The organism is Chryseobacterium rhizoplanae (genome assembly GCF_900182655.1).
GTDB lineage: Bacteria > Bacteroidota > Bacteroidia > Flavobacteriales > Weeksellaceae > Chryseobacterium > Chryseobacterium rhizoplanae.
Genome location: NZ_FXTC01000003.1, coordinates 274,999 through 301,241 on the forward strand (window position 1 = coordinate 274,999; position 26,243 = coordinate 301,241).

Annotated in this window: 26 protein-coding genes; 20 read left to right on the top strand and 6 right to left on the bottom strand. The window is 36.4% G+C overall.

Going from position 1 to position 26,243, the window contains the following annotated elements:
- Window positions 1-6: 6 nt before the first annotated feature.
- From FN817_RS09920 to proC, 3 genes are all read left to right on the top strand, one after another.
- The gene (locus FN817_RS09920; protein WP_142717780.1) at window positions 7-492 is read left to right on the top strand and encodes a hypothetical protein; all 486 of its coding nucleotides are present in this window, start codon (window positions 7-9) and stop codon (window positions 490-492) included.
- Window positions 489-1,508, top strand: coding sequence for a UDP-N-acetylmuramate dehydrogenase (gene murB / locus FN817_RS09925; RefSeq protein ID WP_142717781.1), 1,020 nt, complete (start codon window positions 489-491; stop codon window positions 1,506-1,508). The genes FN817_RS09920 and murB overlap by 4 nt, the downstream gene beginning before the upstream one ends.
- Window positions 1,509-1,868: 360 nt before the next feature.
- A complete protein-coding gene (gene proC / locus FN817_RS09930; RefSeq protein WP_142717782.1) occupies window positions 1,869-2,672 on the top strand; it encodes a pyrroline-5-carboxylate reductase in 804 nt (267 codons plus the stop codon).
- Here the strand turns inward: proC and FN817_RS09935 are convergent.
- Window positions 2,662-3,075, bottom strand: a complete 414-nt coding sequence (locus FN817_RS09935; protein ID WP_142717783.1) for a VanZ family protein — start codon at window positions 3,073-3,075, stop codon at window positions 2,662-2,664. The genes proC and FN817_RS09935 overlap by 11 nt on opposite strands.
- A gap of 56 nt (window positions 3,076-3,131) precedes the next feature.
- On the opposite strand from FN817_RS09935, the gene lnt reads away from it, so the two are divergent.
- Complete coding sequence (lnt, locus tag FN817_RS09940; protein WP_142717784.1) at window positions 3,132-4,766, top strand: apolipoprotein N-acyltransferase; 1,635 nt, start codon at window positions 3,132-3,134, stop codon at window positions 4,764-4,766.
- Window positions 4,767-4,918: 152 nt separating this feature from the next.
- Here lnt and FN817_RS09945 read toward each other — a convergent pair whose 3' ends face one another.
- A complete protein-coding gene (locus FN817_RS09945; RefSeq protein ID WP_228451517.1) occupies window positions 4,919-6,628 on the bottom strand; it encodes a T9SS type A sorting domain-containing protein in 1,710 nt (569 codons plus the stop codon).
- Between the two features lie 243 nt (window positions 6,629-6,871).
- On the opposite strand from FN817_RS09945, the gene rpmB reads away from it, so the two are divergent.
- From rpmB to FN817_RS09975, 6 genes are all read left to right on the top strand, one after another.
- Window positions 6,872-7,114, top strand: coding sequence for a 50S ribosomal protein L28 (gene rpmB, locus FN817_RS09950; RefSeq protein ID WP_002976757.1), 243 nt, complete (start codon window positions 6,872-6,874; stop codon window positions 7,112-7,114).
- Between the two features lie 6 nt (window positions 7,115-7,120).
- Window positions 7,121-7,303 carry a 50S ribosomal protein L33 gene (gene rpmG, locus FN817_RS09955; RefSeq protein ID WP_027373683.1) on the top strand — a complete coding sequence of 61 codons (183 nt, stop codon included), beginning with the start codon at window positions 7,121-7,123 and terminating at the stop codon, window positions 7,301-7,303.
- Window positions 7,304-7,323: 20 nt separating this feature from the next.
- Entirely contained in the window at window positions 7,324-7,476 is a 153-nt protein-coding gene (locus FN817_RS09960; RefSeq protein ID WP_002976755.1) for a DUF4295 domain-containing protein, read from the top strand.
- 89 nt (window positions 7,477-7,565) lie between these two features.
- A complete protein-coding gene (locus FN817_RS09965; RefSeq protein WP_142717785.1) occupies window positions 7,566-8,033 on the top strand; it encodes a RidA family protein in 468 nt (155 codons plus the stop codon).
- Between the two features lie 15 nt (window positions 8,034-8,048).
- The gene (gene ftsY, locus FN817_RS09970; RefSeq protein ID WP_047386493.1) at window positions 8,049-9,002 is read left to right on the top strand and encodes a signal recognition particle-docking protein FtsY; all 954 of its coding nucleotides are present in this window, start codon (window positions 8,049-8,051) and stop codon (window positions 9,000-9,002) included.
- 72 nt (window positions 9,003-9,074) lie between these two features.
- The gene (locus tag FN817_RS09975) at window positions 9,075-9,335 is read left to right on the top strand and encodes a GlsB/YeaQ/YmgE family stress response membrane protein (protein WP_050019846.1); all 261 of its coding nucleotides are present in this window, start codon (window positions 9,075-9,077) and stop codon (window positions 9,333-9,335) included.
- Between the two features lie 79 nt (window positions 9,336-9,414).
- On the opposite strand, the gene sppA is transcribed toward FN817_RS09975, so the two are convergent.
- The gene (sppA, locus tag FN817_RS09980) at window positions 9,415-11,172 is read right to left on the bottom strand and encodes a signal peptide peptidase SppA (protein WP_142717786.1); all 1,758 of its coding nucleotides are present in this window, start codon (window positions 11,170-11,172) and stop codon (window positions 9,415-9,417) included.
- 20 nt (window positions 11,173-11,192) lie between these two features.
- Here sppA and folK point away from each other — a divergent pair, with 20 nt between their 5' ends.
- The 6 genes from folK (at window position 11,193) to fmt (ending at window position 19,041) form a co-directional block, all read left to right on the top strand.
- Window positions 11,193-11,609: a 2-amino-4-hydroxy-6-hydroxymethyldihydropteridine diphosphokinase gene (folK, locus tag FN817_RS09985; protein WP_142717787.1), complete on the top strand. Its 417-nt coding sequence runs from the start codon at window positions 11,193-11,195 to the stop codon at window positions 11,607-11,609.
- A 17-nt stretch (window positions 11,610-11,626) separates the two neighbouring features.
- The gene (locus tag FN817_RS09990) at window positions 11,627-12,742 is read left to right on the top strand and encodes an OmpA family protein (RefSeq protein ID WP_142717788.1); all 1,116 of its coding nucleotides are present in this window, start codon (window positions 11,627-11,629) and stop codon (window positions 12,740-12,742) included.
- A gap of 41 nt (window positions 12,743-12,783) precedes the next feature.
- Window positions 12,784-14,310, top strand: a complete 1,527-nt coding sequence (locus FN817_RS09995) for an OmpA family protein (protein ID WP_142717789.1) — start codon at window positions 12,784-12,786, stop codon at window positions 14,308-14,310.
- Window positions 14,311-14,520: 210 nt separating this feature from the next.
- Entirely contained in the window at window positions 14,521-15,960 is a 1,440-nt protein-coding gene (locus tag FN817_RS10000) for an OmpA family protein (RefSeq protein ID WP_142717790.1), read from the top strand.
- A gap of 76 nt (window positions 15,961-16,036) precedes the next feature.
- Window positions 16,037-17,941 carry a RecQ family ATP-dependent DNA helicase gene (locus tag FN817_RS10005; RefSeq protein ID WP_142717791.1) on the top strand — a complete coding sequence of 635 codons (1,905 nt, stop codon included), beginning with the start codon at window positions 16,037-16,039 and terminating at the stop codon, window positions 17,939-17,941.
- A 152-nt stretch (window positions 17,942-18,093) separates the two neighbouring features.
- Window positions 18,094-19,041 (top strand): methionyl-tRNA formyltransferase, encoded by a 948-nt coding sequence (gene fmt / locus FN817_RS10010; protein WP_142717792.1) that lies wholly within the window; start codon window positions 18,094-18,096, stop codon window positions 19,039-19,041.
- Between the two features lie 162 nt (window positions 19,042-19,203).
- Here fmt and ribB read toward each other — a convergent pair whose 3' ends face one another.
- Together ribB and FN817_RS10020 are read right to left on the bottom strand one after the other, a co-directional pair.
- Window positions 19,204-20,325, bottom strand: a complete 1,122-nt coding sequence (ribB, locus tag FN817_RS10015) for a 3,4-dihydroxy-2-butanone-4-phosphate synthase (protein WP_047425887.1) — start codon at window positions 20,323-20,325, stop codon at window positions 19,204-19,206.
- 54 nt (window positions 20,326-20,379) lie between these two features.
- Complete coding sequence (locus tag FN817_RS10020) at window positions 20,380-21,396, bottom strand: LLM class flavin-dependent oxidoreductase (protein ID WP_142717793.1); 1,017 nt, start codon at window positions 21,394-21,396, stop codon at window positions 20,380-20,382.
- Between the two features lie 187 nt (window positions 21,397-21,583).
- Between FN817_RS10020 and FN817_RS10025 the strand changes: the two genes are divergently transcribed.
- From FN817_RS10025 to FN817_RS10035, 3 genes are all read left to right on the top strand, one after another.
- A complete protein-coding gene (locus tag FN817_RS10025) occupies window positions 21,584-22,039 on the top strand; it encodes a hypothetical protein (RefSeq protein ID WP_228451518.1) in 456 nt (151 codons plus the stop codon).
- Window positions 22,040-22,477 (top strand): hypothetical protein, encoded by a 438-nt coding sequence (locus FN817_RS10030; protein ID WP_142717794.1) that lies wholly within the window; start codon window positions 22,040-22,042, stop codon window positions 22,475-22,477. It abuts the gene before it with no gap.
- Between the two features lie 161 nt (window positions 22,478-22,638).
- Entirely contained in the window at window positions 22,639-23,487 is an 849-nt protein-coding gene (locus FN817_RS10035; protein ID WP_142717795.1) for a M12 family metallopeptidase, read from the top strand.
- Window positions 23,488-23,528: 41 nt separating this feature from the next.
- Here FN817_RS10035 and FN817_RS10040 read toward each other — a convergent pair whose 3' ends face one another.
- Window positions 23,529-25,655, bottom strand: coding sequence for a helix-turn-helix domain-containing protein (locus FN817_RS10040; protein WP_142717796.1), 2,127 nt, complete (start codon window positions 25,653-25,655; stop codon window positions 23,529-23,531).
- An 82-nt stretch (window positions 25,656-25,737) separates the two neighbouring features.
- Between FN817_RS10040 and FN817_RS10045 the strand changes: the two genes are divergently transcribed.
- Window positions 25,738-26,190 carry a 2-hydroxyacyl-CoA dehydratase gene (locus tag FN817_RS10045; protein WP_142717797.1) on the top strand — a complete coding sequence of 151 codons (453 nt, stop codon included), beginning with the start codon at window positions 25,738-25,740 and terminating at the stop codon, window positions 26,188-26,190.
- The last annotated feature ends 53 nt before the right edge of the window (window positions 26,191-26,243 follow it).

Below are 26,243 nucleotides of genomic sequence, written 5' to 3' on the forward strand. Positions count from 1 at the left end.
TATCCTATGCCGACAACAAAAAAACTACATCTGAAAATACTGTTTTCGATTCTTTTGCTGTCGGCATTTTTTTCCTGTGATTCCAAAAAAACGGAACAGGCTATTCCTCATCAGAATCCGTACGAGATTACTTTCATTAGCGTATCCGATATCGGAGGACATCTGGGAAATTACAGAATTATTAAAGTCACAAAAGATTCCGTTTTTGCAGAAAAAGGAATGACGGCCAATCAAACCCATAAAAAATGGGGATCTGCCATCAGTTCCAACACATGGAAGCAGCTTGTATCATCAGTAAGGATTGTAGATCTAGACCATATTAAAAGCTCTCCCAGCCTACAATCGGTAGACGGAACAGATGAAACTTTTCAGATCCGGACTCCGAAAAAATCACACATCTATGTGAATGCTTATGCAGACACTTTACATTACAAGCAATTACAACAACTTAAAGAACAACTAGACAAAATTCTTCCCAAAGAATACAAATAAACATGCAGGAAAATTTTTCATTACAACCTTATAACACTTTCGGTGTTGAAGCCAAAGCCCGCTATTTTACTGAAGTCAATACAATTGATGAATTAAAAGAGGCTCTTATTTTCTCGAAAAACCAATCTCTTCAGCTTCTGTTTTTGGGAGGAGGAAGTAATATTCTTCTTACCAAAGATTTTGACGGTCTTGCTATCAGACTTAATTTAAAAGGAATTACTGCAGAGAGCATCAACGAAAATGAAGTATTGGTAACCGCAAAAGCAGGTGAAAACTGGCATGAATTTGTGATGTACTGCCTGCAGCAGAATTTTGGAGGACTGGAAAACCTTTCTTTAATTCCCGGAAATGTAGGCACTTCTCCGATGCAGAATATCGGGGCTTATGGGACAGAAATCAAAGATGTTTTTGTAAGCTGTAAGGTATTGGATTTAGAAAATCCTGAAGTAAGAACATTCAACCTTGAACAGTGCAAATTCGGTTACAGAGATTCTATCTTCAAACAGGAAGGAAAAGGCAGATATGTGATTCTGGAAGTCACTTTTAAACTTACCAGAAAAGATCATTCTATCAAAACAGAATATGGCGCGATCCAATCTGAACTGGAAAATCTTGGCATTGAAAATCCAACCATTCAGGATATTTCCAAAGCGGTCATCAATATAAGACAAAGCAAACTGCCGGATCCTAAAGAAATCGGAAATGCCGGAAGCTTTTTCAAAAATCCAACGATTCCTCTAGCTCAATTTGAAGATTTAAAACAAAAGTTTGAAAATATTCAAGGCTATCCAAATGGCGATATGGTAAAAGTTCCTGCCGGATGGCTGATTGAACAATGCGGTTGGAAAGGAAAGCAGATTGGAAATGTAGCTTCACACAAATTGCAGTCCCTGGTTATCATCAATGCTACCGGAAATGCTACCGGAAAAGAAATTTTTGACTTTTCTACTGAAATCATCAACTCTGTGAAAGAAAAATTCGGAATAGAATTAGAAAGGGAAGTGAATATCATTTAATCTACAAATATATAGAGGCTGATTCGATTGGAATACAGCCTTTTTCATTACTGATTTTTCCGGGAATATAGCGCGAATGATAGTTGGAAAACGCAAGGACGCAATTTTTCTGATATATGTTATGCTTTAAGACGCAAAAATTTTATCTGCGATAAAATTGAATACCGTATAATCTTTTTGCTACAATATTTTTATAACATTTCATGCTTGCTGAAAATCTTTGATTTTTTTTAAGTATTAAAAACTGTGTATTATTCAAAATCTTTGCGCCCTTGCGTTTTCCAACAAAAATTAATTCAGAACCAATTCATATCCAGTCTCCAAAAATTCATTATTTTAGCTTAAAAATTACAATTTGTGATGAAAATAGCTATTCTTGGAGCCGGAAATATGGGACTTTCTTTTTCAAAATCATTTTTGAAATACGAGCTGATCAAACCTGAACATCTGCATCTGATTATCAGAAATCAGGAAAAAATCTCCAAAATAGCTGAAGAATTCCCCAGATCTAAAATTTCCACCTTTGAAGAAGTAAAGGAACTCGATGCTGATTTGATTATCATCGCGGTAAAACCTCAGGATTTTCAGTCCGTTGCCCAAAATATTCAATTTACTTTAAAAGAAAACCAGATGGTATTATCCATCATGGCGGGAATCAATATTGAAAAAATTCAAAAATTACTGAACCATCCGCTTGTTGTAAGAGCAATGCCGAACTCTCCTACCCTTCTGGGAATGGGAATTACGGGATATACTGCTGCAGAGGGAATTTCTTTCAGTCAACTCATAAGTATAGAAAGACTACTGAACAGCACGGGAAGATCGGTCTATCTGGAAGAAGAAGAACTTCTGGACGGTGTTACGGCACTTTCAGGAAGTGGTCCCGCTTATTTCTATTACATCATTGATGCAATGATTAAAGCCGGTATTGAAATGGGAATTGAAGAAAACCTCTCTCAACTTTTTGTGAAGCAGACGATGCTGGGAGCTTATCACCTGATCAATAACTCAGAAAAAAATCTAGAGGAACTGATTAAAGATGTAGCTTCTAAAGGCGGAACGACAGAAGCCGCTTTAAAAACATTTGAAGACAGCCGTCTCAAAGAAATTCTGAAAAAGGGAATTCTGAATGCCGAAAAACGCGCCAAGGAACTTAATAATTAAACTTTTTTTCAATAATCCTGCAAAATACCCATCCCAGATACACCCCAAATGTATTCAGGATGATATCGTCTACCTCAAATATTCCCATTCGTGTAAAGTATTGGAGTGCTTCAACAATAACGATACATGAGATAAAGCTAAATAATAATGGTTTTAGTTTTTTCAGATCAGGCAAAACCCAGCCCAAAAATCCAAAAGGAATAAACATGATAATATTTCCCAGGACAATCATTACAATATCTATTGTCTTATTCGGACCCTGGATAAATTTTATTGTAGAAAAAACGGGTTCTAGCGTAAGGAGATTTTCTTCATACTGAAACCTGCCCATTCCCAAAAACATCAGGTAAAGCAGAAACAGAGTATACGGAACAATACTAATTTTATATATTTTCTTTAACATTGAACTGCTAATATATTCATTTCAAAAACATTAAATTTGTGTATTAAAATAATTTAATGAAATACGTTCTACTTACACTTATTTCAGCAATGCTGCTGTCGGTTTCATGGCCAACTTATGGAGTTCCGTTTTTTATATTTTTTGCCCTTGTTCCTCTTCTGATGATGGAACATGGCGTTTCAAAATTCTCAGATTACAAAAGGAAAAGCTGGGTCGTCTTCGGATTGTCTTATCTATGTTTTGTGATTTGGAACATAGTCACTACAGGATGGCTGTATGGCTCAAAGAACCCTGACGGAAGCCATTCTCTGATGGCTGTTGTATTCCCGGTATTGGTCAACTCTCTTTTATATTCATTAGTCTTCCAATGTTATCACTGGTACAAAAATGCCCAGGGAACCTATTGGGGATTAGGATTTCTGATTGCGATCTGGATGAGTTTTGAAAAATTTCATTTGGGATGGGAATTGACGTGGCCATGGCTGAATCTGGGGAATGTATTCGCCGACTATCCAAAACTGATCCAGTGGTATGACACTTTAGGAGCTACCGGAGGAAGTTTCTGGATTCTTCTGATCAATGTTCTGATTTTTTATACCGTAAGAACCTGGGAAGCTGGAAGAAAGAGAAAAGACCTGATTAAAAATTCAGCTATTGTTGGGGCTTTAATTGTTCTGCCAATGATTATTTCAGTGATCAGATACCATAATTTTGACGAAAAACCAACCGGACAGGTAAGCGTTCTGATGCTGCAGCCGGATCTTGATCCTTATGCTGAAAAATATTCAAAGGACAGCCTTACCATTGAGCAGGATTTACTGGCACTTGCTGAAAAAAATTCTACCGGTAAAATTGATTATTATATTGCGCCGGAAACGGCTCTTCCCGGCAGAGGATCTATTTCTGAAACCGCTTTTGAAAAAAGTTTACTTTTAAACAATATCAAAGGATTTCTCTCCAATCATCCGGGATCTGTTTTTGCAACCGGAATTTCTTCACACCGTTTTTTTTATAATCCTGCTGATTTACCTAAAGAAGCTTACCAGATCAATAGCGGTGTTTGGGTGAGCAGTTATAACACAGCAATTCAATTGGTGCCTAACCAGAAAGTACAAGCCTACCACAAAGGAAAATTGGTGCCCGGTGTTGAAATATTCCCTTATATGAATGTTTTAAAACCACTTTTAGGAGATGCTATGCTCAACCTGGGAGGAACTGTAGCCTCTTTGGGAACAGACAAAGAAAGAGTTGCTTTTTCAAATCCTTACAACAAAGGGAAACTGGCGCCTATTATCTGCTATGAAAGTATTTACGGGGAGTTTGTAACTGACTATGTAAAAAAAGGAGCCAATTTCTTAGCCATTATGACCAATGATTCCTGGTGGGGTGTTACAGAAGGACATAAACAGCTTTTATCTTATGCTAAACTTAGAGCCATTGAAACCAGAAGAGAAATTGCCCGCGCTGCAAACAGTGGAATATCTGCCCATATCAATGCTAAAGGTGAGGTGACTGCTGATACTTTCTATGGAGACAAAACAGCTTTATTTGCGAAAGTAAACTTGTATGACACCAAGACATTCTATACCAGAGCAGGAGATATCCTTTCAAGGTTTTCCCTATTTGCATTGGGGTTCTTACTTTTTTATTACCTGATTGAATGGTTCAAAAAGAAAACGAAGAAAGCGTAATTGTTAAACACTAATTACACAAATTTTTGCACGAATACCACAAGAATCAACAATCAAAAATTCTGCAGATTCCTCAGATTTATTTCATAAAAAAGAGAAAAGCCAGCTGGACGTCTGGCTTTTCTCATTGATAGAAGATAGAATTGATTCAATTATTTAATCGTAAGCTTCCTTGTGGTTATTTCGTTTTTTATCTTCAGTTTTAATAAATACACTCCTTTAGGCAAATGAGAAACGTCAATAGACTGATCTCCATTCACACTGATATTCAGTTTTTTTCCATCCATAGAATACATCTCAGCTTCAGAAACTTTTTCTCCTTTGATGTATAATTTATCAGATACAGGATTCGGATAGATGATAAGCTGTTTATCAGATTTAATTTCAGCTGCTCCCAATACACTTTGTACAGAAGCATCAGAATACACCTTTGAAGCATCAATAGATTTCACACTCCAATATACATTCTCAATGCCCGGATCAAGATCCAGGAACCATGATGGGGTCGTCACAACATATTTAGCAATATCATGAGCTCCCTGTGTAGAACCTACCGTAATTTCATAACGCAATGCATTTACCGGAGTTTTGTCATCCGAAGCGCCACTCCATGTAAAATTAAAACGGTTTCCGTTTTTGGTCATATTCAGTTGTGTTGGTGGTGCAGGCTTTTCATTTGCGGCAGCAGAATTATTTTTAAATACTTTAGTCAGTGAAGGCAGATCAGAAGCAGCCCAGTCAAATCCACCCAACAGGATATCCAGATGATGATCATTATTAAAATCAAACAGCTGGACCAATCCCGGACCTCCAAGTGCAGTGATACCTGATAATGTTCCTTCATTAAATTTATTATTGGAAACATCATAGATATAGGTCTTCACCACAGCATTATAGTTTTCATTTCCTGAAATGATAAAGTCATAATACCCGTCATTATTAAGGTCACCAACACTCAGCGAAAGATCTGAAATATCAGTTCCGGTAATTGTTTGAGGGGTGAAATTACCCATACCATTGTTCATCAGAACTGCAAAATATCCTTCATCATTTCCGTCTCTCCCAATCACGACAATATCCTGAAAACCATCCGCATTGAAGTCTGCAAAATCCATTTTCCCAACAGCTACAGGCGCGAGATCCTGCGTAGGAGTAAGAACGCCTGCCTGATTCATATACACTTTAGAAACCGGATCACCATTGATATCTGACCCGATAATAACAAGATCAAGAAGCTTGTCATTATTAAGGTCTACTACTTTAAAGCTTCCGCTTTGAGTTCCGTCAACCCAGTTTGCTGTCAGATCAAAACCGGCACCTGTATTTTTATAATAATCCAATGTATTTCCAAACCCTCCTCCATGGGCATATTGAGTTCCGTTGATGGCATAATCCGATTTTCCATCATGATTAAAATCAAAAACTTCTACAGATCCATAAATTTTCCCGGGAAGTTCAGCTTCTTTCACAAACCCTGTTCCTGTATTTTTGAATCGGTACTGTTTATAATTTACAACATCCATATAGCTGAGTCCTGTGGAGATAATATCCATCAGCCCGTCATTATTATAATCAATAAACCTGATATCTCCCAGATGGGTCACATCAGCTCCCAATCCGGCATAAGGTAGTAATGTTGTTCCATTGTTCTGATATACTTCATTATAAGTATTGTCTACATTTCCATCACCATCAGAATCTATTGCTCCGTTCAGCACGATATCCATTGTACCATTGTTATCTATATCAGCAATGTCTGCCGCTGAATAATAAAAATTATTCATGCTGGTCTGCACCTCTGTAAAATTCTGGGCCACCAGGCTGACAGGTAACATAGACAATAAAATATAAATCCTCCTCATAGTTGTTTTTATTTAGATTAATTAAAAACAAAGATAGAATATTAACTTCTTTGCTTAAAAAAAAGCCTGTATGAATTATATCAGCACTGATTATCTGCTGTATCCCAAGGATTCTGCTATTTTAAAAATTCATGATTATTAATCAGTCACTTATTTGCAAATATTTTCCAAAAGATTTGTCTATCTAAAAAATTCTTCGTTATTTTGCACTCTCAAATATTATACAAATAAGAACATCGAGATATGTCAAGAATTTGCCAAATAACAGGAAAGCGTGCAATGGTTGGTAACAACGTTTCTCACGCTAATAACAAAACGAAGCGTCGTTTTGAAATTAACTTATTAGAGAAGAAGTTTTACCTTCCAGAGCAAGATAAGCACGTAACACTGAAAGTATCAGCTCATGGATTGAGAGTGATTAACAAGATTGGAATCGAGGAAGCTATTGAAAGAGCTACTAGAAACGGATTGATTAAAAAGAATTAATAAATCATGGCAAAAAAAGGAAATAGAGTTCAAGTAATCCTTGAATGTACAGAGCACAAAGAAAGCGGTATGCCAGGAATGTCTAGATACATTTCTACAAAAAATAAAAAGAACACTACAGAGAGATTGGAATTGAAAAAATACAATCCTGTTCTTAAGAGATCTACCCTTCACAAAGAAATTAAGTAATTTATAAATAATAACTTACCATGGCAAAGAAAGTAGTAGCAACCCTACAAAGCGGTCAGTCTAAGAAAATGACGAAAGTGGTGAAAATGGTTAAGTCTTCTAAATCAGGAGCTTACGTTTTCGAAGAAAAAGTAATGAATGCTGACGAAGTAGACGGTTATTTGAAAAAATAATCAGTACTTTGTTTACAATATAAAAAACTACTCATATTTTGGGTAGTTTTTTTGTTATCTTTGTGCACCAGATTATTAATCAGTAAAGTATGAAAAAGATACTTGTTCTGGCCTGCACAGCAACTTTTCTATTTTCATTCAGTCAGAAAACAATGAACCCTGTAGAATATAAAAGTTCGCCAAAAGTTTTCAACATCAAAGGACTGTCACAGTCAGTAAGTATTGACTGCGGGAGTTCCAAAATGATTTTATTATCTGGACAGGTGCCTTTGGATCCGGAGGGTAATCTTGTGGGAAAAACGATAGAGGAGCAGACTCAGCAGGTTTTCAAAAATATCGAGAATATCCTGAAAGAATATGGAGGAACAGGAAAAGACATCATTAAACTGGGAATCTTTACCACAGACATCAAAAAAACACCTGATTTCAGAAAAGTAAGGGATTTGTATGTCAATCTTCAAAACCCTCCTGTAAGCAGCCTTGTGGAAGTAAGCAGGCTCTTCAGAGATGATGTGCTTATAGAAGTAGAAGCCACAGCAGTGATTAAAAATAAATAAGAATAAACTAAAACTATGAGTTGGTTTAAAAATATTTTCAAAAAAGAAGAAAAAGAAACCTTAGACAAAGGATTGGAAAAATCCAGCCAGGGATTCTTTGAAAAAATGACGAAAGCCGTAGTCGGTAAAAGCAAAGTAGATGATGAAGTTCTTGATGATCTGGAAGAAATACTGATTGCATCCGATGTAGGCGCCTCTACTACTATCAAAATCATAGGAAGAATTGAAGAACGTGTTGCCAGAGACAAATATGTAAGCGTAAACGAACTGGATAAAATTCTTCGTGATGAGATTTCAGGGCTCCTGCTTGAAAATCCTCATGCCAGTACAGGAAATATTGATACCTCCAAAAAACCTTATGTCATCATGGTGGTAGGAGTAAATGGAGTGGGAAAAACAACAACTATCGGAAAACTGGCTCACCAGTTCAAATCAGAGGGTAAAAAAGTAGTTCTCGGAGCTGCTGACACCTTCAGAGCCGCTGCAGTAGATCAACTGGTGATCTGGAGCGAAAGAGTAGGCGTTCCCATCGTAAAACAGGAAATGGGATCTGACCCTGCTTCCGTGGCATTTGACACTGTACAAAGCGCTGTAGCACAAAATGCAGACGTTGTGATCATTGATACGGCAGGAAGACTTCACAATAAGATCAACCTGATGAACGAACTTTCCAAGATCAAAAGAGTAATGCAGAAAGTAATTCCTGATGCTCCTCATGAAATCCTGTTGGTTCTGGATGGTTCTACCGGACAGAATGCCTTTGAACAGGCAAAACAGTTTACAGCAGCAACGGAAGTAAACGCATTGGCAGTTACAAAACTAGACGGAACAGCAAAAGGAGGCGTGGTAATTGGTATCTCTGACCAGTTCCAGATTCCGGTTAAATATATTGGTGTAGGCGAAAAAATGCAGGATCTACAGCTTTTTAATGGTACGGAATTTGTAGACTCATTCTTCAAGAAAAGATGATTTATATCATGTTTTCCCTTATATTAGCAACAAATCAATTTTAAATATTAACAATTAAAAAAATTTGCAACTATGGGAATACTAACATGGATCTTATTCGGTCTTATTGCAGGTGCAATCGCTAAAATGATCATGCCCGGAACTCAGGGAGGAGGATGGCTAATCACTATTATCCTGGGAATTCTGGGAGCATTTATAGGAGGAGCTATAGGAGTTTACATTCTTCATTGGGGAGATGTCACTTCATTCTGGAATCCGAGAAGCTGGATTCTTTCAATCGGAGGCGCATTAATTATCCTCTGGATTTATGGAATGGCTACCAAGAAAAGCTGATATTAACGCTGATAAAAAAATAAAATCCTGGATCTGAAATTTCAGATCCGGGATTTTTGTATACAATATAAAATTTAGTTTAGTTGTTGATTCTGATCTGGTAGGGCATTTCCATTTTCACCTCAGACTGTAGCTTTTTATCTGTAATCTGCTGTAGAATCTCATAGTTGGATTTACCGATCTTGTTCTTAATAATTCTGGCAGAGACGTCCTCTTCATTCAGATCCTTGAAGATTTGCTCAAATGGTGACATTCTCTTAGGGAAAGCGTCTACCTGATAAGACTTCAATCCTGCTTTTTGTGCAGCAAATTTCACAGCATCATTCAAAGTACCCAATTCGTCTACTAAGCCGATCTCTTTAGCACGAACTCCGCTCCATACTCTACCGCCACCTACATTATCAATCTGCTCAAAAGTTTTCTTTCTGTTCTGCGTTACAAAATGTACAAATCTTTTATAAGTACCTTCCACACTTCTCGTCATCATATTTACCCCATAAGGAGTCACTCCGTTTAGTCCTGAATAATACATAGAATTAGCATTCGTAGAAACAATATCCGCACGGATTCCGTTTTTGTTCGCTATATCTTTATAATAAGGCATTACCCCAAATACTCCGATAGAACCGGTAAGTGTGTTAGGCTCTGAATAAATTTTATCAGCTGCCATAGCAACATAATATCCTCCTGAAGCCGCATAATCACCAAAAGAAACTACCAATGGCTTTTTCTTTTTCAGCTGCTGCAATTCAAATAAAATCTCATCTGAAGCATTGGCACTTCCTCCAGGAGAATTGATTCTGAAAACTACTGCCTTCACTTTGTCATCATCCTGAAGTTTTTTAATATACTTCACATATTTCTCAGAATGAATATCATTATATTCGTCTCCGTTGTTGATAGATCCTGAAGCATAAAGCACCGCGATCTTTTCACCGGATTTGTCTTCATCAGCGTAAGAATTGATATAGCTTGTCAAAGAAATCTTATTCAGTTTTTCTTTTTCTTTTACACTCAGTTTTGCCTTAAGAAGATCTTCATATTCTGATTTCTGAATAAGTTTATCCGCAAGCTTATATTTCAAGCTCTGCTCAGGAATCATTCCGTATAAACTGTCTGTAATCGTTCTGAACTGTGCGGTATCAATTTTTCTTGAAGCAGCCATTTTATTGGATGTATTTTTCCAAAGGTCGTTCAGAAGAGTACCTAGCTGTTCTTTATTTTCCGGTGAAATATCATTTCTTAAAAAAGGTTCTACAGCAGATTTGAATTTACCGTGACGGATCACTTCAATCCCAATACCATATTTATCAGCAAAATCTTTAAAGAAAGTAACTTCAGTGGAAAGACCTTTCAATTCAATACCTCCTGCCGGATGCAGATAATATTTATCCGCCACAGATCCTAAATAATAAGCTGATTGTGACACTCCGTTTCCATAAGCATACACAAATTTTCCGCTCTTCTTAAAATCTTCAATAGCATTTCTAAGATCATCAATCTGAGTCAGACCTGCATTCAGATTATCTGCCTCAATACTGATCCCTTTAATATTATCATCGGTCTTAGCCTTATTAATAGCTTCCAATGCATCATATAAAAGGACGCTTTTATTTTGGGCACCTATACCAAACAATCCCATCTCCTCTTCAGTAGGACTATCAATTATATTTGTCTTTAAATTAATCGTAAGAACCGAATTTTTTTTCACCGCCACCGACTTATCACTTCCCATAGAACTGAACACGAGCATCATAATGAAAAAGATGAAAAATAGAGCGCAAAGTATGACAATTGCTACTATATTTGCCAAAACATTTTTGAAGAAACTTCTCATAAATCAATCAATTTTCTAATATGTCGCAGCATAAGGTCGTTTTGTTACTAGGAAGTAACTTAGGAGAGCAAAAAAAAAATGTAGAGCTTGCATTAAAGAAGCTAAAAGATGCTGGAAATAACATTTCACAAACCAGCGAATATTTAATGTCTGAACCCGTAGAGTTTGTCAGTTCCAATATTTTTTGTAATATTGCAGCAATAATATTCACTCCTCTTTCGCCAATTCAACTGCTTGATTGTATTAAGAATATAGAAGTTGAGATGGGAAGAATTAATGATTCAAAGGTATCCGGAGGCTATACTGACAGGATAATAGATATTGATATCATTAAGTATAATGAATTAAATTTTCAATCAGAAAGATTAGAAATCCCTCATAAAAAACATCTTTTTGAAAGGGATTTTTCCAGAGTATTATTAAAAGATTTTATTTAAAACATAAAACATATTGTATGAAATTAGGTTTATTATTATTGGCTACGACATTGCCAATTGCAGCGTTCGCACAGAACAGCAGCACTACAGTAAACTCTTCCACAGAGTATCCTAATACATTCTCCTCAGGCTCCGCTAATGTACAACCTTTCGACAATAAAGCCAGACGCTTCAGAGACTGGTCTATTTCTGTCGGGGGAGGTCCTGCATTTATGGTTCATTCCGATTTAAAATCTATCCGCAAGGATAAAACCAATTGGGGGTACAATGCCTATGTAAGCGTAGACAAACAAATCACACATGCATTCGCTCTAAGCGTTATGTATATGAGAGGAGAAACGAAACAGACAGCACAGCTTCCCGGTGCTGCAGGTGTAAAATCAGGAATTGCTACTGCAACAACACAGTTTGACAATATCTCTTTATTAGGAGATATTAACTTCTCGAACTTATTCAGAAGAGTAGACAACCATTCCCCATACAGATGGGCATTCCATGGATATATGGGAATTGGAGTTCAGGGATTCAGAACATCATTACATGATAATGATGAGTTCAGATGGAGCACTACTCCAAGAAGAACTCCTTTATTCATTAAGCAAGACATTGATATCAACTCTATCTTCTACCAGGGAGGTATAGGAATTAAATATAATGTCTCAAAACTTATTGATGTTGAAGCAAGAACCATGTACATCATCAGTGGTGATGATGAATTTGATGGCGGCGGATGGGCTGATCCTAATGACTATGATCCTTCAACGCCAGGTTCAAAATACAATATGCTAAACTCCAGAAGATCAGATAATGCCTGGACAGTAAGTTTAGGACTATCTTTCAAATTAGGAAAGCAGTTATCTCACCTTGCATGGCATGACCCACTTCAGGAAGCTTACTACAGAACCAGCGTTCTTGAAAATGCATCAACAGATCTTGTTGTTTGCGAAAAAGGAGATGCTGACAATGATGGAGTATGTGATGATTGGGACAGACAGCTTGATACTCCTGCAGGAGCAAGAGTAGATGGTGCCGGAGTTGCTTTAGACATGGACCTTGACGGAGTTATTGACCTTTATGATAAGTGTGTAACTGTACCAGGACCAGTTGAAAATAACGGATGTCCTATCAAATAATTAAAAATTCTTTTTCAAAAGAAATCAAATAATAATACACGATGAAATTAAGTTTAGCAATTGTAGCATTTGCTTTGGCAATTCCTTCTGCCACTTATGCACAAGACTCAACAGCAGTTTCAAAAGGAGAATACCCTAATACATTTTCTTCGGGATCTGCTAATGTTTCCCCATTTACCAATCAATCTAAAAGATTTAACGATTGGTCTATTTCAGTAGGGGCTGGAGTTCCACTTCTTCAGTCGGCAGATTTAACCTCAATCAAAAATGGTAATGGTAAAAACCTTTTTGGATATTCTGCCTATGTAAGTATTGATAAAGCCATTACCCATGCTTTCGGAATCAATCTGCAATATGACAGAGGTGAAACCAGACAAGGATGGTTCAATACTAAAAATGCTGCACCTGATGCAACAGCGGTAGCAGCAAGAACTCAGTATGATGCAATTTCAATCTTAGGAGACATTAACTTTTCTAATTTATTAAGAAGAGTTGATAACCATTCTCCTTACAGATGGGCTCTTCATGGATATGCAGGTATTGGTACAATTGCGTACAGAGCATACCAGAAAGACGGAAATAACAGACAGACATTGATGACGGAAATTAAACCCTTTCAATTAGGTTCTATGTTCATGCAGGCTGGTACAGGTCTGAAGTTTAAAGTGAACAGAAGAATCGATATTGAAGGTAGATTGATGTATGTGGTAACCGGTGATGATGAATTTGATGGTGGCGGTGATGCTTACAGCGCTATCAACAAGCGTTCTGAGCAGGTTTCTGACAACTTCTTCAATGCGACTTTAGGTCTTACTTTCAAATTAGGAAAACATGAGTCTCACCTGATGTGGCATGACCCGCTTCAGGAAATCTATTACAAACTGGATGTACTGGCTAATAAAAACCAGGATATCGAAGTATGTAAAAAAGGAGATGCTGATAACGACGGGGTATGCGATGATTGGGACAGACAGCTTGACACTCCTGCAGGAGCAAGAGTGGATGGTGCCGGAGTTGCTCTTGATGTTGACCTTGATGGTGTAATTGACCTTTATGACAAATGTGTAACGGTTCCTGGACCTGTTGAAAACAACGGATGCCCTATCAAAAAAGACAACAAGGAAACTGCTGTAGAAGTAGAGAAAACCCTTAAAGATATTTACTTCAATTTTAATAAAGCGACTATCAGACCTGAGTCTAATGAAAAATTGGATCTGGCGGCGTCAATTATTAAAGAAAATGGAGGTAATTATTTGTTAACAGGACATACCGATATCAAAGGAAATGCAGCTTATAACTTAAGACTGTCTAAAGAAAGAGCAGCTGCTGTTGTAGGAGCTCTGGAAACCAGAGGCATCAAAGAAAATGTACTGAAATCAAGAGGAGTAGGTTCTGCAGAAGCTACAATCCCTGCATCAGCTTCAGATGCTGAAAGAATGGCAGACAGAAAAGTTACGGTAAGATTTATAGAGACATCAGAATGGGATTCTATCAAAAAGAAAGACTATGAAGATGCATCTGTAAAGAAAGCAGTAAAAAAAGTACCTGCTAAGAAAAAGAAGAAATAATTTATAATACATCAAAACCGAAAAGAATTATTTCTTTTCGGTTTATTTTTTTTCTACTACGAATTATTTTACATACCTTTATCATTATTTTCAGGATAGTAGTATGAAACACATTAAAAATCAACTAGTTTGATTTGAAAAAAAATAACAAAAAATCGCTTTTTGGCGTAAAAAATCATTTAAAATAACTTAACTTAAAAAAATAACACTATGAAATTAAGTTTAGCAATTGTAGCATTTGCTTTGGCAATTCCTTCTGCCACTTATGCACAAGACTCAACGGCAGTTTCAAAAGGAGAATACCCTAATACATTTTCTTCGGGATCTGCTAATGTTTCCCCTTTCACCAGCCAATCTAAAAGATTTAACGATTGGTCTATCTCTGCAGGGGTTGGAGTTCCACTTCTTCAGTCAGCAGATTTGACTTCAATCAAAAATGGTAACGGTAAGAACCTTTTTGGATATTCTGCCTATCTAAGTATTGATAAAGCAATTACCCATGCTTTCGGAATCAATCTACAGTATGACAAAGGTGAAACCAGACAAGGATGGTTCAATACTAAAAATGCTGCACCTGATGCAACAGCAGTAGGAGCTAGAACTCAGTATGATGCTATCTCAATCTTAGGAGACATTAACTTTTCTAATTTATTAAGAAGAGTTGATAATCATTCTCCTTACAGATGGGCTCTTCATGGATATGCAGGTATCGGTACAATTGCGTACAGAGCATACCAGAAAGACGGAAGCAACAAACAGAGATTAATGACTGAAGTAAAACCTTTCCAATTAGGTTCTATGTTCATGCAGGCTGGTACAGGTCTGAAGTTTAAAGTGAACAGAAGAATCGATATTGAAGGTAGATTGATGTATGTAGTAACCGGTGATGATGAATTTGATGGTGGTGGTGATGCTTACAGCGCTATCAACAAGCGTTCTGAGCAGGTTTCTGACAACTTCTTCAATGCAACTTTAGGGGTTTCCGTAAAATTAGGAAAACACGAATCTCACCTGATGTGGCATGACCCGCTTCAGGAAATCTATTACAAACTGGATGTACTGGCTAATAAAAACCAGGATATCGAAGTATGTAAAAAAGGAGATGCTGATAACGACGGGGTATGCGATGATTGGGACAGACAACTTGACACTCCTGCAGGAGCAAGAGTGGATGGTGCCGGAGTTGCCCTTGATACAGACCTTGATGGTGTAATTGACCTTTACGACAAGTGTGTAACGGTTCCTGGACCTGTTGAAAACAACGGATGTCCTGTAGCAACAACAGGACCTGTAGTAGAAACAGAAACTAAATTGGAAGGAATCGAATTTGATTTAAATTCTGACAGAATTTTACCTTCAAACACTCCAATCTTAAATAATGCTGTAAACTATATTAATTCTTCAAATGGTTCTTATAGTGTAATCGGAGCTACTGATACAAGGGGTACTGATGCTTACAACCAAAAACTATCTGAAAGAAGAGCAAACAACGTTAAGAACTATCTGATCAAAAACGGTGTTCAAACAGGTAAACTACAGGCAATAGGAAAAGGTGAAAAAGACCTTAAATACCCTGAGTGTGAGCCAGCAACGAAGTGCCCTGAATGGAAAAACAGAGCCAACAGAAGAGTTTACTTCGAAGCTAAATAATAAACTTATTTATATTATATGAAAGTCACGCCTGGCGTGACTTTTTTTGTCCTAATACTTTCCTTATTTTTACAACATGATTTCGCCGCAGGATTTTCAAAAGCTCAAATATGATACTCTTAAGTATTTCTGGGGTTATACCGATTTCAGAGATGCTCAGGAAGAAATTATTAACGCTGTCATTAATGAAAAAGACACGCTGGTTCTGTTACCCACAGGAGCAGGAAAATCTTTATGCTATCAATTGCCCGCTTTACTGAAAGAAGGAACCTGCCTGGTAGTTTCTCCCTTACTTGCGTTAATGAAAGACCAGGTAAATCAGCTTAAATCGCGTGGTATAGAAGCAGAATATCTTTCCTCTGAACTGGATGAATATGATGCGGAAACAATTTACAACCGTTGTAAAGAAGGCCTTACCAAATTACTCTATGTTTCTCCTGAAAGACTTACCAATACTCAGTTTATTCAGAACATGCAGGAAATTCAGTTATCCTTTATTGCAGTTGATGAAGCTCACTGTATCTCAGAATGGGGCCAGGATTTTAGACCAAGTTATCAGAATATTAAAGGATTCAGGAGCAATAATCCTGAGATCCCTTGTCTTGCCCTGACAGCCACTGCAACACCAAAGGTCCTGGAAGAAATCAAAAATAAACTGGAACTTAAAAAACCCTTTGTTTTCCAAAAAAGTTTCAAGAGAGAGAACATTAAAATATTTACAGATGAAGTATCTGATAAATTCCAACGTGTTTTTGATATTTTAAAATACAGTAATGATTCTGGAATTGTATATGTAAGAACCAGAAAAGAAGCTGAACTGCTGGCAGAATTTTTGAAAAAAAATCAACTGAAAAATGTAGATTATTTTCATGCGGGTCTAACCACCAAAGAAAAAAATGCCAGACAGAATCTTTGGAACAACAGTGACAATCATGTTCTTATTTCTACCAATGCCTTTGGAATGGGTATTGACAAAGACAATGTACGATTTGTAATCCACTACTCTCCTGCTGCCTCCCTGGAAAACTATTATCAGGAAATCGGAAGGGCCGGAAGGGATGGAAAAGACAGTTTTGCCTTCATGCTTTGGAATAAACAGGAACTCCTGAATTTTGATCAGATCTTAAAAAATCAAACGCCCAACAAAGCAGAATTTTTAAAGATCATCAGTTACCTCTACTCTATTTTTCAGGTAGCAGAATTTGAGCTTCCTGAAAAAACATTTCAGCTGAATACTCTTGGGATACAGAATTTTACAAAACTGTCGAAAGCAAAAATCAAAAACATACTTAATTTTCTGCACAACCAGGAAATTATCTACTATAATGAAAACAAAAGTCTGTCTTCTCTCGAACTATATATCAAAGCAGACGAAATAGATCAGTTACCACAAAAAGATGCTTATTTTATGGAGCTTCTTTTCCGTACGATATCCGGTATTACTACCCATAAGGTAATGTTCAGTGAACAGCAGGTAAGCAATAAAATCAATGTCAGTGTTCCTTTGATCAAAGAACGTCTTAAGGAACTGCAGCAAAAGAATTACCTTGAATATATTGATGGCGCGCTGTCCAGTATTAAGTTCCTGAAACCCCGTGATGAAAGAGCAGTAAATAGTGTTTATTGGAAGGTATTTGAACATATTCAGAGAAACAAAATCCAGAAATGGGAGGAGATGAAGTTTTATGCAGAAAATAATGAATATTGCAAAATGAAACTCATCCTGGCCTATTTTGGTGAAAAAAATTCAAAAAACTGTGGCCAATGTTCTGTTTGTGAAAAAAATAAACAATCAATGTTTGGTAAAAATATTTCTCAGCAGATTGTTAATTTACTGGCTAAAAAGCCGGCAACAATTGAAGAGCTTTCTATACAGTTGAGCTATCATTCTAAAGAGAACATCTTAGAAAATCTTATTTTCCTTTTAGATTCCGGAAAAGTAAGAATGCTGAACTTCAGAACGTACGAGCTTAATCATTAGTTATAAGCAATGAGTAATAAGTAATAAGTAATAAGTAATAAGCAATAATAAAAATTTTCTGAAAGAATGCGTGATGTCATGATTATGAACTCATCTTATCTCTAAAACTCTACTACCCTCAGACTCTCAGATCAAAAACTTATCTTTGTAGTATGAAATCATTGAAAGTCGTTTTTTTAGGGACTCCTGAGTTTGCAAAAACATCTTTGGAGGCAATCCATCAATCTCACCATCAGGTGGTAGGTGTTGTAACTGTAGCTGATAAAGCAAGTGGACGTGGACAGAAAATTCACCAATCCCCTGTAAAAGTCTATGCTGAAGAAAACAATATTCCTGTTTTTCAGCCGGAAAAGCTGAGAAATCCTGAATTTTTGGAAGAACTTAGAAAACTGGATGCCGATGTTTTTGTAGTAGTGGCTTTCAGAATGATGCCTAAAGTTCTTTTTGAAATGCCTAAAATGGGTACTTTCAATCTTCATGCTTCTTTACTGCCGGATTACAGAGGAGCTGCTCCCATCAATTATGCAGTCATTAACGGGGAAGAAAAATCAGGAGCAACTACTTTCTTTATCAATGAAAAAATTGATGAGGGTAATATTCTCCTTCAGCAGGAAATAGAAATTTTACCTGACGAAAATGCAGGAAGCCTTCATGACAGATTGATGGAAATGGGTTCAAAACTCGTAGTGAAAACATTAGATGGTCTCGCTGAAGATTCTATTGAAGAAAAACCTCAGCCACAGGTAGAACATCCTAAAAACGCTTATAAAATTTTCAAGGAAGATACCAGAATCAAGTGGAACCAGTCTTCAAAAACCATTCATCAGTTTATTCTGGGAATGTCTCCTTATCCTGCTGCTTTTACAACTTTAAAAATTGAAAACGAAGAAAAAGGATTAAAAATATTCGGTGGTAAATTTGAGCTTTCTGACCATGAAAAACCGGCAGGAACTTTAGATATTTCCAAAAATGAATTTAAAATCTATACTCAGGACGGAATGTATTATCCTTTGGAACTTCAGTTGGAAGGTAAAAAAAGAATGACTGTGAAAGATTTCTTAAATGGTTTCAGGAATTTTGATGGAATCACATTAAGCTAAGGATAAAACTCAGATCATTATCTTACTATATAAAAGCCATAAAAGTTTTATTTTCAAATACTTTTATGGCTTTTTAAATTTTATACCATTAAAAAAGGCTTAAGAAATCCTAAACCTTTTATATTGTAAACAGTCAAAACTTATCGTTGACTATTCAATTTATTATAGCTGTACCATCTCAGTAACCTCTACATCATATCCTCCAACCTGAGGTTTGATATTAGGGTTTTGAGTGATTACTTTGAACTTATTAATTCCTAAATTCTTTAAGATCTGCGTTCCAATTCCATAATCTCTGTAATTGTACGCCAAAGTAGGATGCTGCTCCTGCCCGTCCTGATAGTTCAGAAACTGCTGAAGTTTTCTCAATGTATTTTCAGAGTTAGAAACATTATTGATGAAAATGATCGCTCCTTTTCCGGCTTCATTTACCATACCGGTTACTTTTTCCAATAATGGCTTCTCCCCGTTGTTTAATCTTGTCAATACGTCAAAATAAGAATCTGAAGACTGTACTCTCACCAAAACCGGCTCATCTACGGTCCATGCTCCTTTTGTCAGTGCAAAGTGAATCTGGTCATTAGAAGTTTCTCTGAAAGCATAAAAATCAAAATCACCGTAATGCGTTTTTACTTTTTTCTCTTCAAGTCTTTCAACCAGGTTTCCTTTTTTAAGCTGATAATGGATCAGGTCTTCAATAGAAACAATTTTCATATCGTGTTTCTGAGCGAAAGCATGAAGTTCAGGCAGACGGGACATGGTACCATCTTCATTCATGATCTCACAGATCACTCCGCCTTCTTTTAACCCTGCTAAATTCGTAAGATCAATAGCTGCTTCAGTATGTCCGGCTCTTTTCAATACTCCACCTTTTCTTGCACGAAGCGGGAAAATGTGGCCAGGTCTCATAAAGTCTGTAGGTTTGGATTTTTCATCCATCAGTGCTAAAATTGTTTTGGCTCTGTCTCCTGCAGAAATTCCGGTAGAGGTTCCGTTTCCTAAAAGGTCAACCGATACCGTGAAGGCAGTTTCTTTAGGATCGCTGCTTCTGCTTACCATCACTTCAAGCCCAAGTTCATCACATCTTTTCTCAGGAAGCGGCATACAAATAAGCCCTCTTCCGTGAAGCGCCATAAAATTGATAATTTCCGGTGTTGTTAACTCTGCTGCGCAAAGAAAATCTCCTTCATTTTCTCTGTCTTCGTCATCTACTACTATGATTATTTTACCATTTTTAAGGTCTTCAATAGCCTCTGGAATAGTATTTAATTTAATATCGGACATTTTTACTTTTTATTTTTGCAAAGATACTCATAAAAATAAGCATCTGCCAACAAATTATGAATGGTTTATTACGCTTTGGATAGAGTTAGCTGCCTCTCTGAAAATCTCATAAGACCTCAATCTTTTCTGATGATCATAAATATGTGAATTGATCATCAGTTCATCAACCTGGAATTTTTCCTGGAAATTTTTAAGCTTTTCCTGAACTTCAGCCTGATCTCCGATAAAAGTATATCTCAGCTTCTGCAGAACCATGGATTTCTCCATTGGTGACCAGATTTCGTCCATATCATCTACAGGAGGAGCGAAAGGTTTTCTGTCATTTCTTACGATATTGATGAAGGCCTGGAATAAAGTGGTGGAGATTCTATGAGCTTCCTCCGAAGTTTCTGCCGCTACACCGTTTACACAGGCAATAATATAAGGTTTATCCAGATATTTTGAAGGCTCAAAATGTTCTCTGTATATTTTAAAAGCCATTTCCATCTGCTCCGGAGCAAAATGTCCTGCAAATGCATACGGTAAACCAAGTTCCGCAGCCAGCCATGCACTGTCTGTACTTGATCCCAGAATATAAATGGGAATATCCAGCCCTTCCCCAGGAATAGCACGAACCATAGCATCTGAATTTTCCTTAGAAAAATAGCGCTGAAGTTCCAGAATCTGTCTTGGAAACTGTTCATTAATAATTGCAGGATTTCTTCCTAAAGCCTGAGCCGTCAATCCGTCTGTACCGGGTGCTCTCCCAACCCCAAGATCTATTCTTCCGGGAAAAAGAGACTCCAAAGTACCAAACTGTTCCGCAATAATCAAAGAACTATGGTTGGGAAGCATAACTCCTCCAGAACCTACTTTGATTTTTTTGGTTCCATTGGCAATAAATCCAATCAAAACTGAAGTTGCCGAACTGGCAATACTCTCCATATTGTGGTGTTCTGCAAGCCAGAATCTTTTAAAGTTTAAATTTTCAGCATGGTTCGCTAATGATAAGCTGTCCTGAAAAGTATCGTGAATGCTTTTGCCTTGCTTTACAGGTGCAAGATCTAAAACAGAAATTTCAAAATTTTTCATATTGAGATGTTAATTTTTCTTTGGTCTCAAAAAACCATACAAATTTAAAACATAAAAACTTCATTAGTTACTTTTTGTAATTAATAAAACCGATCGGTTAATTCAGGGAAAAACTATTGGAATTCAAATTTTCTTTACCTGATTTTAGTTATACAATTTTGAGTAAATTGCAACATCATTCAAGAACATGAAAACAAGAATAATGTATATCGAAAACAAATCCTTCGGACATAGCGGGCCGGCATGGATTGGTTTTGTGGAATTTTCAAAGTCCGGACAAACTATTTACTGCAATGGGAAGGCTTTCAAAAAACTGAAAAGACCGGAATATGTTGCCAACTATTTTGATATAGAAACCGGGGAAGAATACTGGGTATCCGGTATTAAGAAAAACGGACAGGACAGGCATTGGTGTGGAGGCGGAAAAATTATGCTTGATAAAAACTCTATGGATGAATATCTGAAATTGGTAGATTTCAATATCATAGACAAAAATCACTTTGAGATCGTTGAATTCTCCCAAACAGACAAAAGCAGATTTAATGAAATAGAAAATACAGAAACTGAATTCAGAGATAGGAGTTTTCATGCTACTTTTTATGATAACAATCGAAGAAAATTAATCTTAGACACTAAAATTTAAATGAAAAATATTTATTTACTGCTTTTATCATTCCTTTTAATCAGCTGCTCTTTCAACCAATTTTATAAAGACAGAGAATCAGACAAAACAGATGGTGAGAAAATTCCCATAAAATTTTATTGGGAACTTCGTTATGGAAAAAATCCGGATGATATTTATAAGTTATTTGGTGAGAAGTTTTTTGAAGTGACCGATAAAGAAAAACTTGTAAAACTTATGAATACAGTCAATGCGATTGGCCCTGTTGAAGAATACAATCTTGCCAAATGGGAAACAATGGTTGTGAAGGGAAACAACGCACGAAGTCAATACTTCTTCATGTATAATGTAAAAAGAGGGACTAAGAAAACAGAAGAATCTTTTACTTTAGAAAAGAATAAAGAAGGAGATATAAAAATAGTGGGTTACAGAGTTAATCAGGATTTATTAAACGAATAAAATAAAAAAGGGTTTGAGTATTTTCAAAACCCTTTTTATTTCACTCAAGCAAATTCTCACATTCAATAATTATCATATTAAAAGTTTTTTTAACATTAATAATTCAATAAAAAGAGAAATATTATTTATATTCGTATACCAAATCTTTAAAAAACTTTAATATGAACAAAAAACCAAGAAGTCTGTTCTCTCTGCAGATTCTGACAGGAAGAACTGTCTTTATGAGCCTTGTTATTGCTGCTTTATTAACATCTTGTAGCAAAAACAATGAAGAAATAACCTCCGAAGCTCAAACTAATGCTTTTAATACTGAAAATGTCAAAAAGGGGCAGTTGAATGGCCAGGAAATTAGTTATGAAAGAAAAAACGGAATGAATTTTTTCCAGGGAGACATTGTTCTATCCGACAAACAACTTACAGAAGGCAGTGAATTTAATAAGGGTGGTGCAAGCTATTCAAGATGGCCAAACGGTAAAATTTATTATACTGTTGCTAGTAATATGGGATCTATCAATGCTAATAAAATTACTACTGCCGTGAATGAGTACAATACAAAAACAAATACTCAATGGATTCCACGTACCAACCAAACCAATTATGTAGAATTTATTTTTGGAAGTTCGTCCGGATCAGATGGTTGGGCCCATATTGGATATCAGGGAGGAAAACAAACTGTTTCTTTGGATCAATATATTTCTGTAGGATCGGTAATTCATGAGATGGGGCATACGGTAGGACTTTATCATGAACATACCCGCAAAGACAGAGATCAGTATGTAAAAATTCTTTGGAATAATATCCAAAGTGGGCAATCTTATAATTTCAATATATATAGTTCGGGGACAGATATAGGACCATTCAACATCAATTCTGTGATGATGTATTGGCCTACTTCTTATTCTAAAAACGGACTGCCAACTATTACAAGAGCAGACAATTCAAACTTTACATATAACAGAACAGGCTTTACAGCCGGGGATATCAATACCATTAATACTATGTATCCTTAATTTCAAAGAACTTTTGTGACCATCAAAAAAGGGAAGAATTCTTATGAATTCTTCCCTTTTTTATAATTATAATGATTAATTAAAATCCTGATTTCATTGAATTCAAAATGGCTTGGCAATGCACTCTTCCACTCAGTCAATGTTTCGCGTGGGTTTTTGTAGAATTCATCTTCAAAAGCCTTGATCTTATCTGAAGTAATGACTCTGGAGATATCCAGCAATCCCTGTTCTGCAAATTTGGCAAGATGGCCAATGACTGTTTCTTTTACCAGACCTCTTTCCAAAGCAATTTCTCCAATAGTTTTTCCCTGTTCAAACAACTGAAAGGTTAAAACCTGAGACGGAACTTTAGCTATTTTCAGATTGATTTCTTTATCATTCTTTTCATCTAAAAGTTTAGTTTCCAGAAGATAAATTTCTCTTAAACTGTTCAGGTATTCTTCAATATCTTCCAGCCAGTTTTTGAATTCCTCGTTATATTGCTTTAACCCTTTCGCTCCTTTTATTTCAGCATAGAATTCTTTCAAAGGATCGAAAATTTTATTTCTGGTTTCTGTAAAGAAGAAATTAACGGCTCCTTTTGATTTACTTTCAATTTCGGACCAGTCTTCTTTTTGTTCAATAAAATTATTGACTTTCTGGAAAATAATTCTTTCCAGCTTTTCAAAGATTTTCCCAAGATTTACCGCTTCATGTTTCAACTGAAGATAAAGCTGTTTAGTCTTGGCATGATCTATATTCTTGGTCACAATAGACAGGTTATTCCATTCTTCTACTTCTTTTAAAAACCATGTACAGTCAAGGGTACGAAGTACTTTTCTGATGCTGTAGTCATATTTCTCCTGATTCAGAATAGCTTCCACATGGTCGTTGGCAATAGTATCCGTATGGAAATGCAAAATCCTGCTATCCTTGAAAATAACTTCGGGGGTAATTTTCGATTTTAAAACAATTCCTTCCAATGTTCTGCAACGGGATAAAGCCACATATACCTGACCAGCCGTGAAACTTTTTCCTGCATCAATAATTACTTTATCAAACGTCAGTCCCTGGCTTTTATGGATGGTAACAGCCCAGGCCAGTTTTATCGGAAACTGTTCAAAACTTCCCAATACTTCTTCCTGAATATTTTTATCGGTATCAAGGAAATATTTTTTCTGTTCCCAGGTTTCTCTTTTAACTACAATTTCATTTTCACTTCCATCCAGCGCAACACGAATTTCATTTTCATCCAATGCAATAATCTCTCCTAGTTTCCCGTTGAAATATTTCTTTTCTCCGGAAATGTCATTTCGGATAAACATGATCTGCGCTCCGATTTTCAATTCTAAAAACTGTTCGTTTGGAAACTGGTTTTCTTTAAAATCACCTACAAGTTTAGCTTCATAAATCTGAGGATCTGCCTTGATCTCCGTCAGTTTTTCCAGATTGATTTCATCAGCCATTTTATTGTGAGAGCACAGGTATACATAAGATTCTTTCCCCATGTCAAAATCAGGATCGTATCTTTCATTAAGGTGGTTAAAATCTATATTATCCACATCACCGTCCCGGATAGCATTCAGAATCGACAGAAATCCCTGGTCAGACTGTCTGTAAACTTTTGTCAGTTCAATGGTAACAATCGGAATTTCCTTAATGGCATGGCTGTCAAAAAAGAAAGGTGAATGGTAATACATTTTCAGAATATGCTCATCCCTTACCACAGGCGGAAGCTGAAACAAATCTCCAATGAAGAGCATCTGCACCCCTCCGAATCTTTGATTATTTCTTCTGATAAATCTTAAAGAAAAATCCATCATATCCAGAACATCAGCTCTCAACATGGAAACCTCATCAATGATAATGATCTCAACTTCTCTCAGAAGTTTAAGTTTATCTTTACGGTATTTGAAATGGGGCATCAGATCGGCAATATTATTAGCCAAACTGGTGTCTATTCTTTCTGTTGTAGGAAGAAAAGTTCTCAACGGCAGCCCAAACATGGAATGAATGGTAACGCCTCCCGCATTGATTGCAGCAATTCCCGTGGGTGCTACCACAATATGTTTTTTCTTTGTACGTCGTACAAAATCATTGAGAAACGTCGTTTTACCTGTTCCCGCTTTCCCGGTCAGAAAAACACTTCTGTTCGTATATTCTATTAAGTCAAAAAAATGATTGTTCATCGTTGTCAAAAATACGGAAATGAATTTGAATTTCTTACCTTGGCATAAGTTTTGAAAATTCTTAAAAAGAAAAAAGTTTATTGTGAAAAAAATATTCTTCTATTTCCCGGTGATAGTATTAAGTACTACATTAACCATGGTTTCCTGTAATACCTCAAAAAATACCAATACCAATCTTCCTGTAGATATCGCAGATAGACCTGCTGATGAAGACAGCCAGAAGTATGAGCAGGCACAGCTGGATAGATTAAAAGCCTCTATTGAGTCTGAAGTGTCCGGAGAAAAATGTACGGATGCCAGTGAATGGGCGTTTGCACCCATGGGAGCAAAATCCTGTGGCGGACCTCAGCAATATATTGCTTACCCAAAGAAAATAGAAGCGGCTTTCTTACAGAGAGTGAATGATTACACGGAAAAAGTAAAAACTTTTAATGAAAAATATAATATCATGTCGGACTGTGTAGCCATCACACCTCCTACCTCTTTGAAATGTATTCATGGAAAAATCAGACTGATTACGCCTGATAATACCTAACAATAAAGCAAAGGTTCTATATCAAATCGAAAAAAGCTCTGTCCTGGGACAGA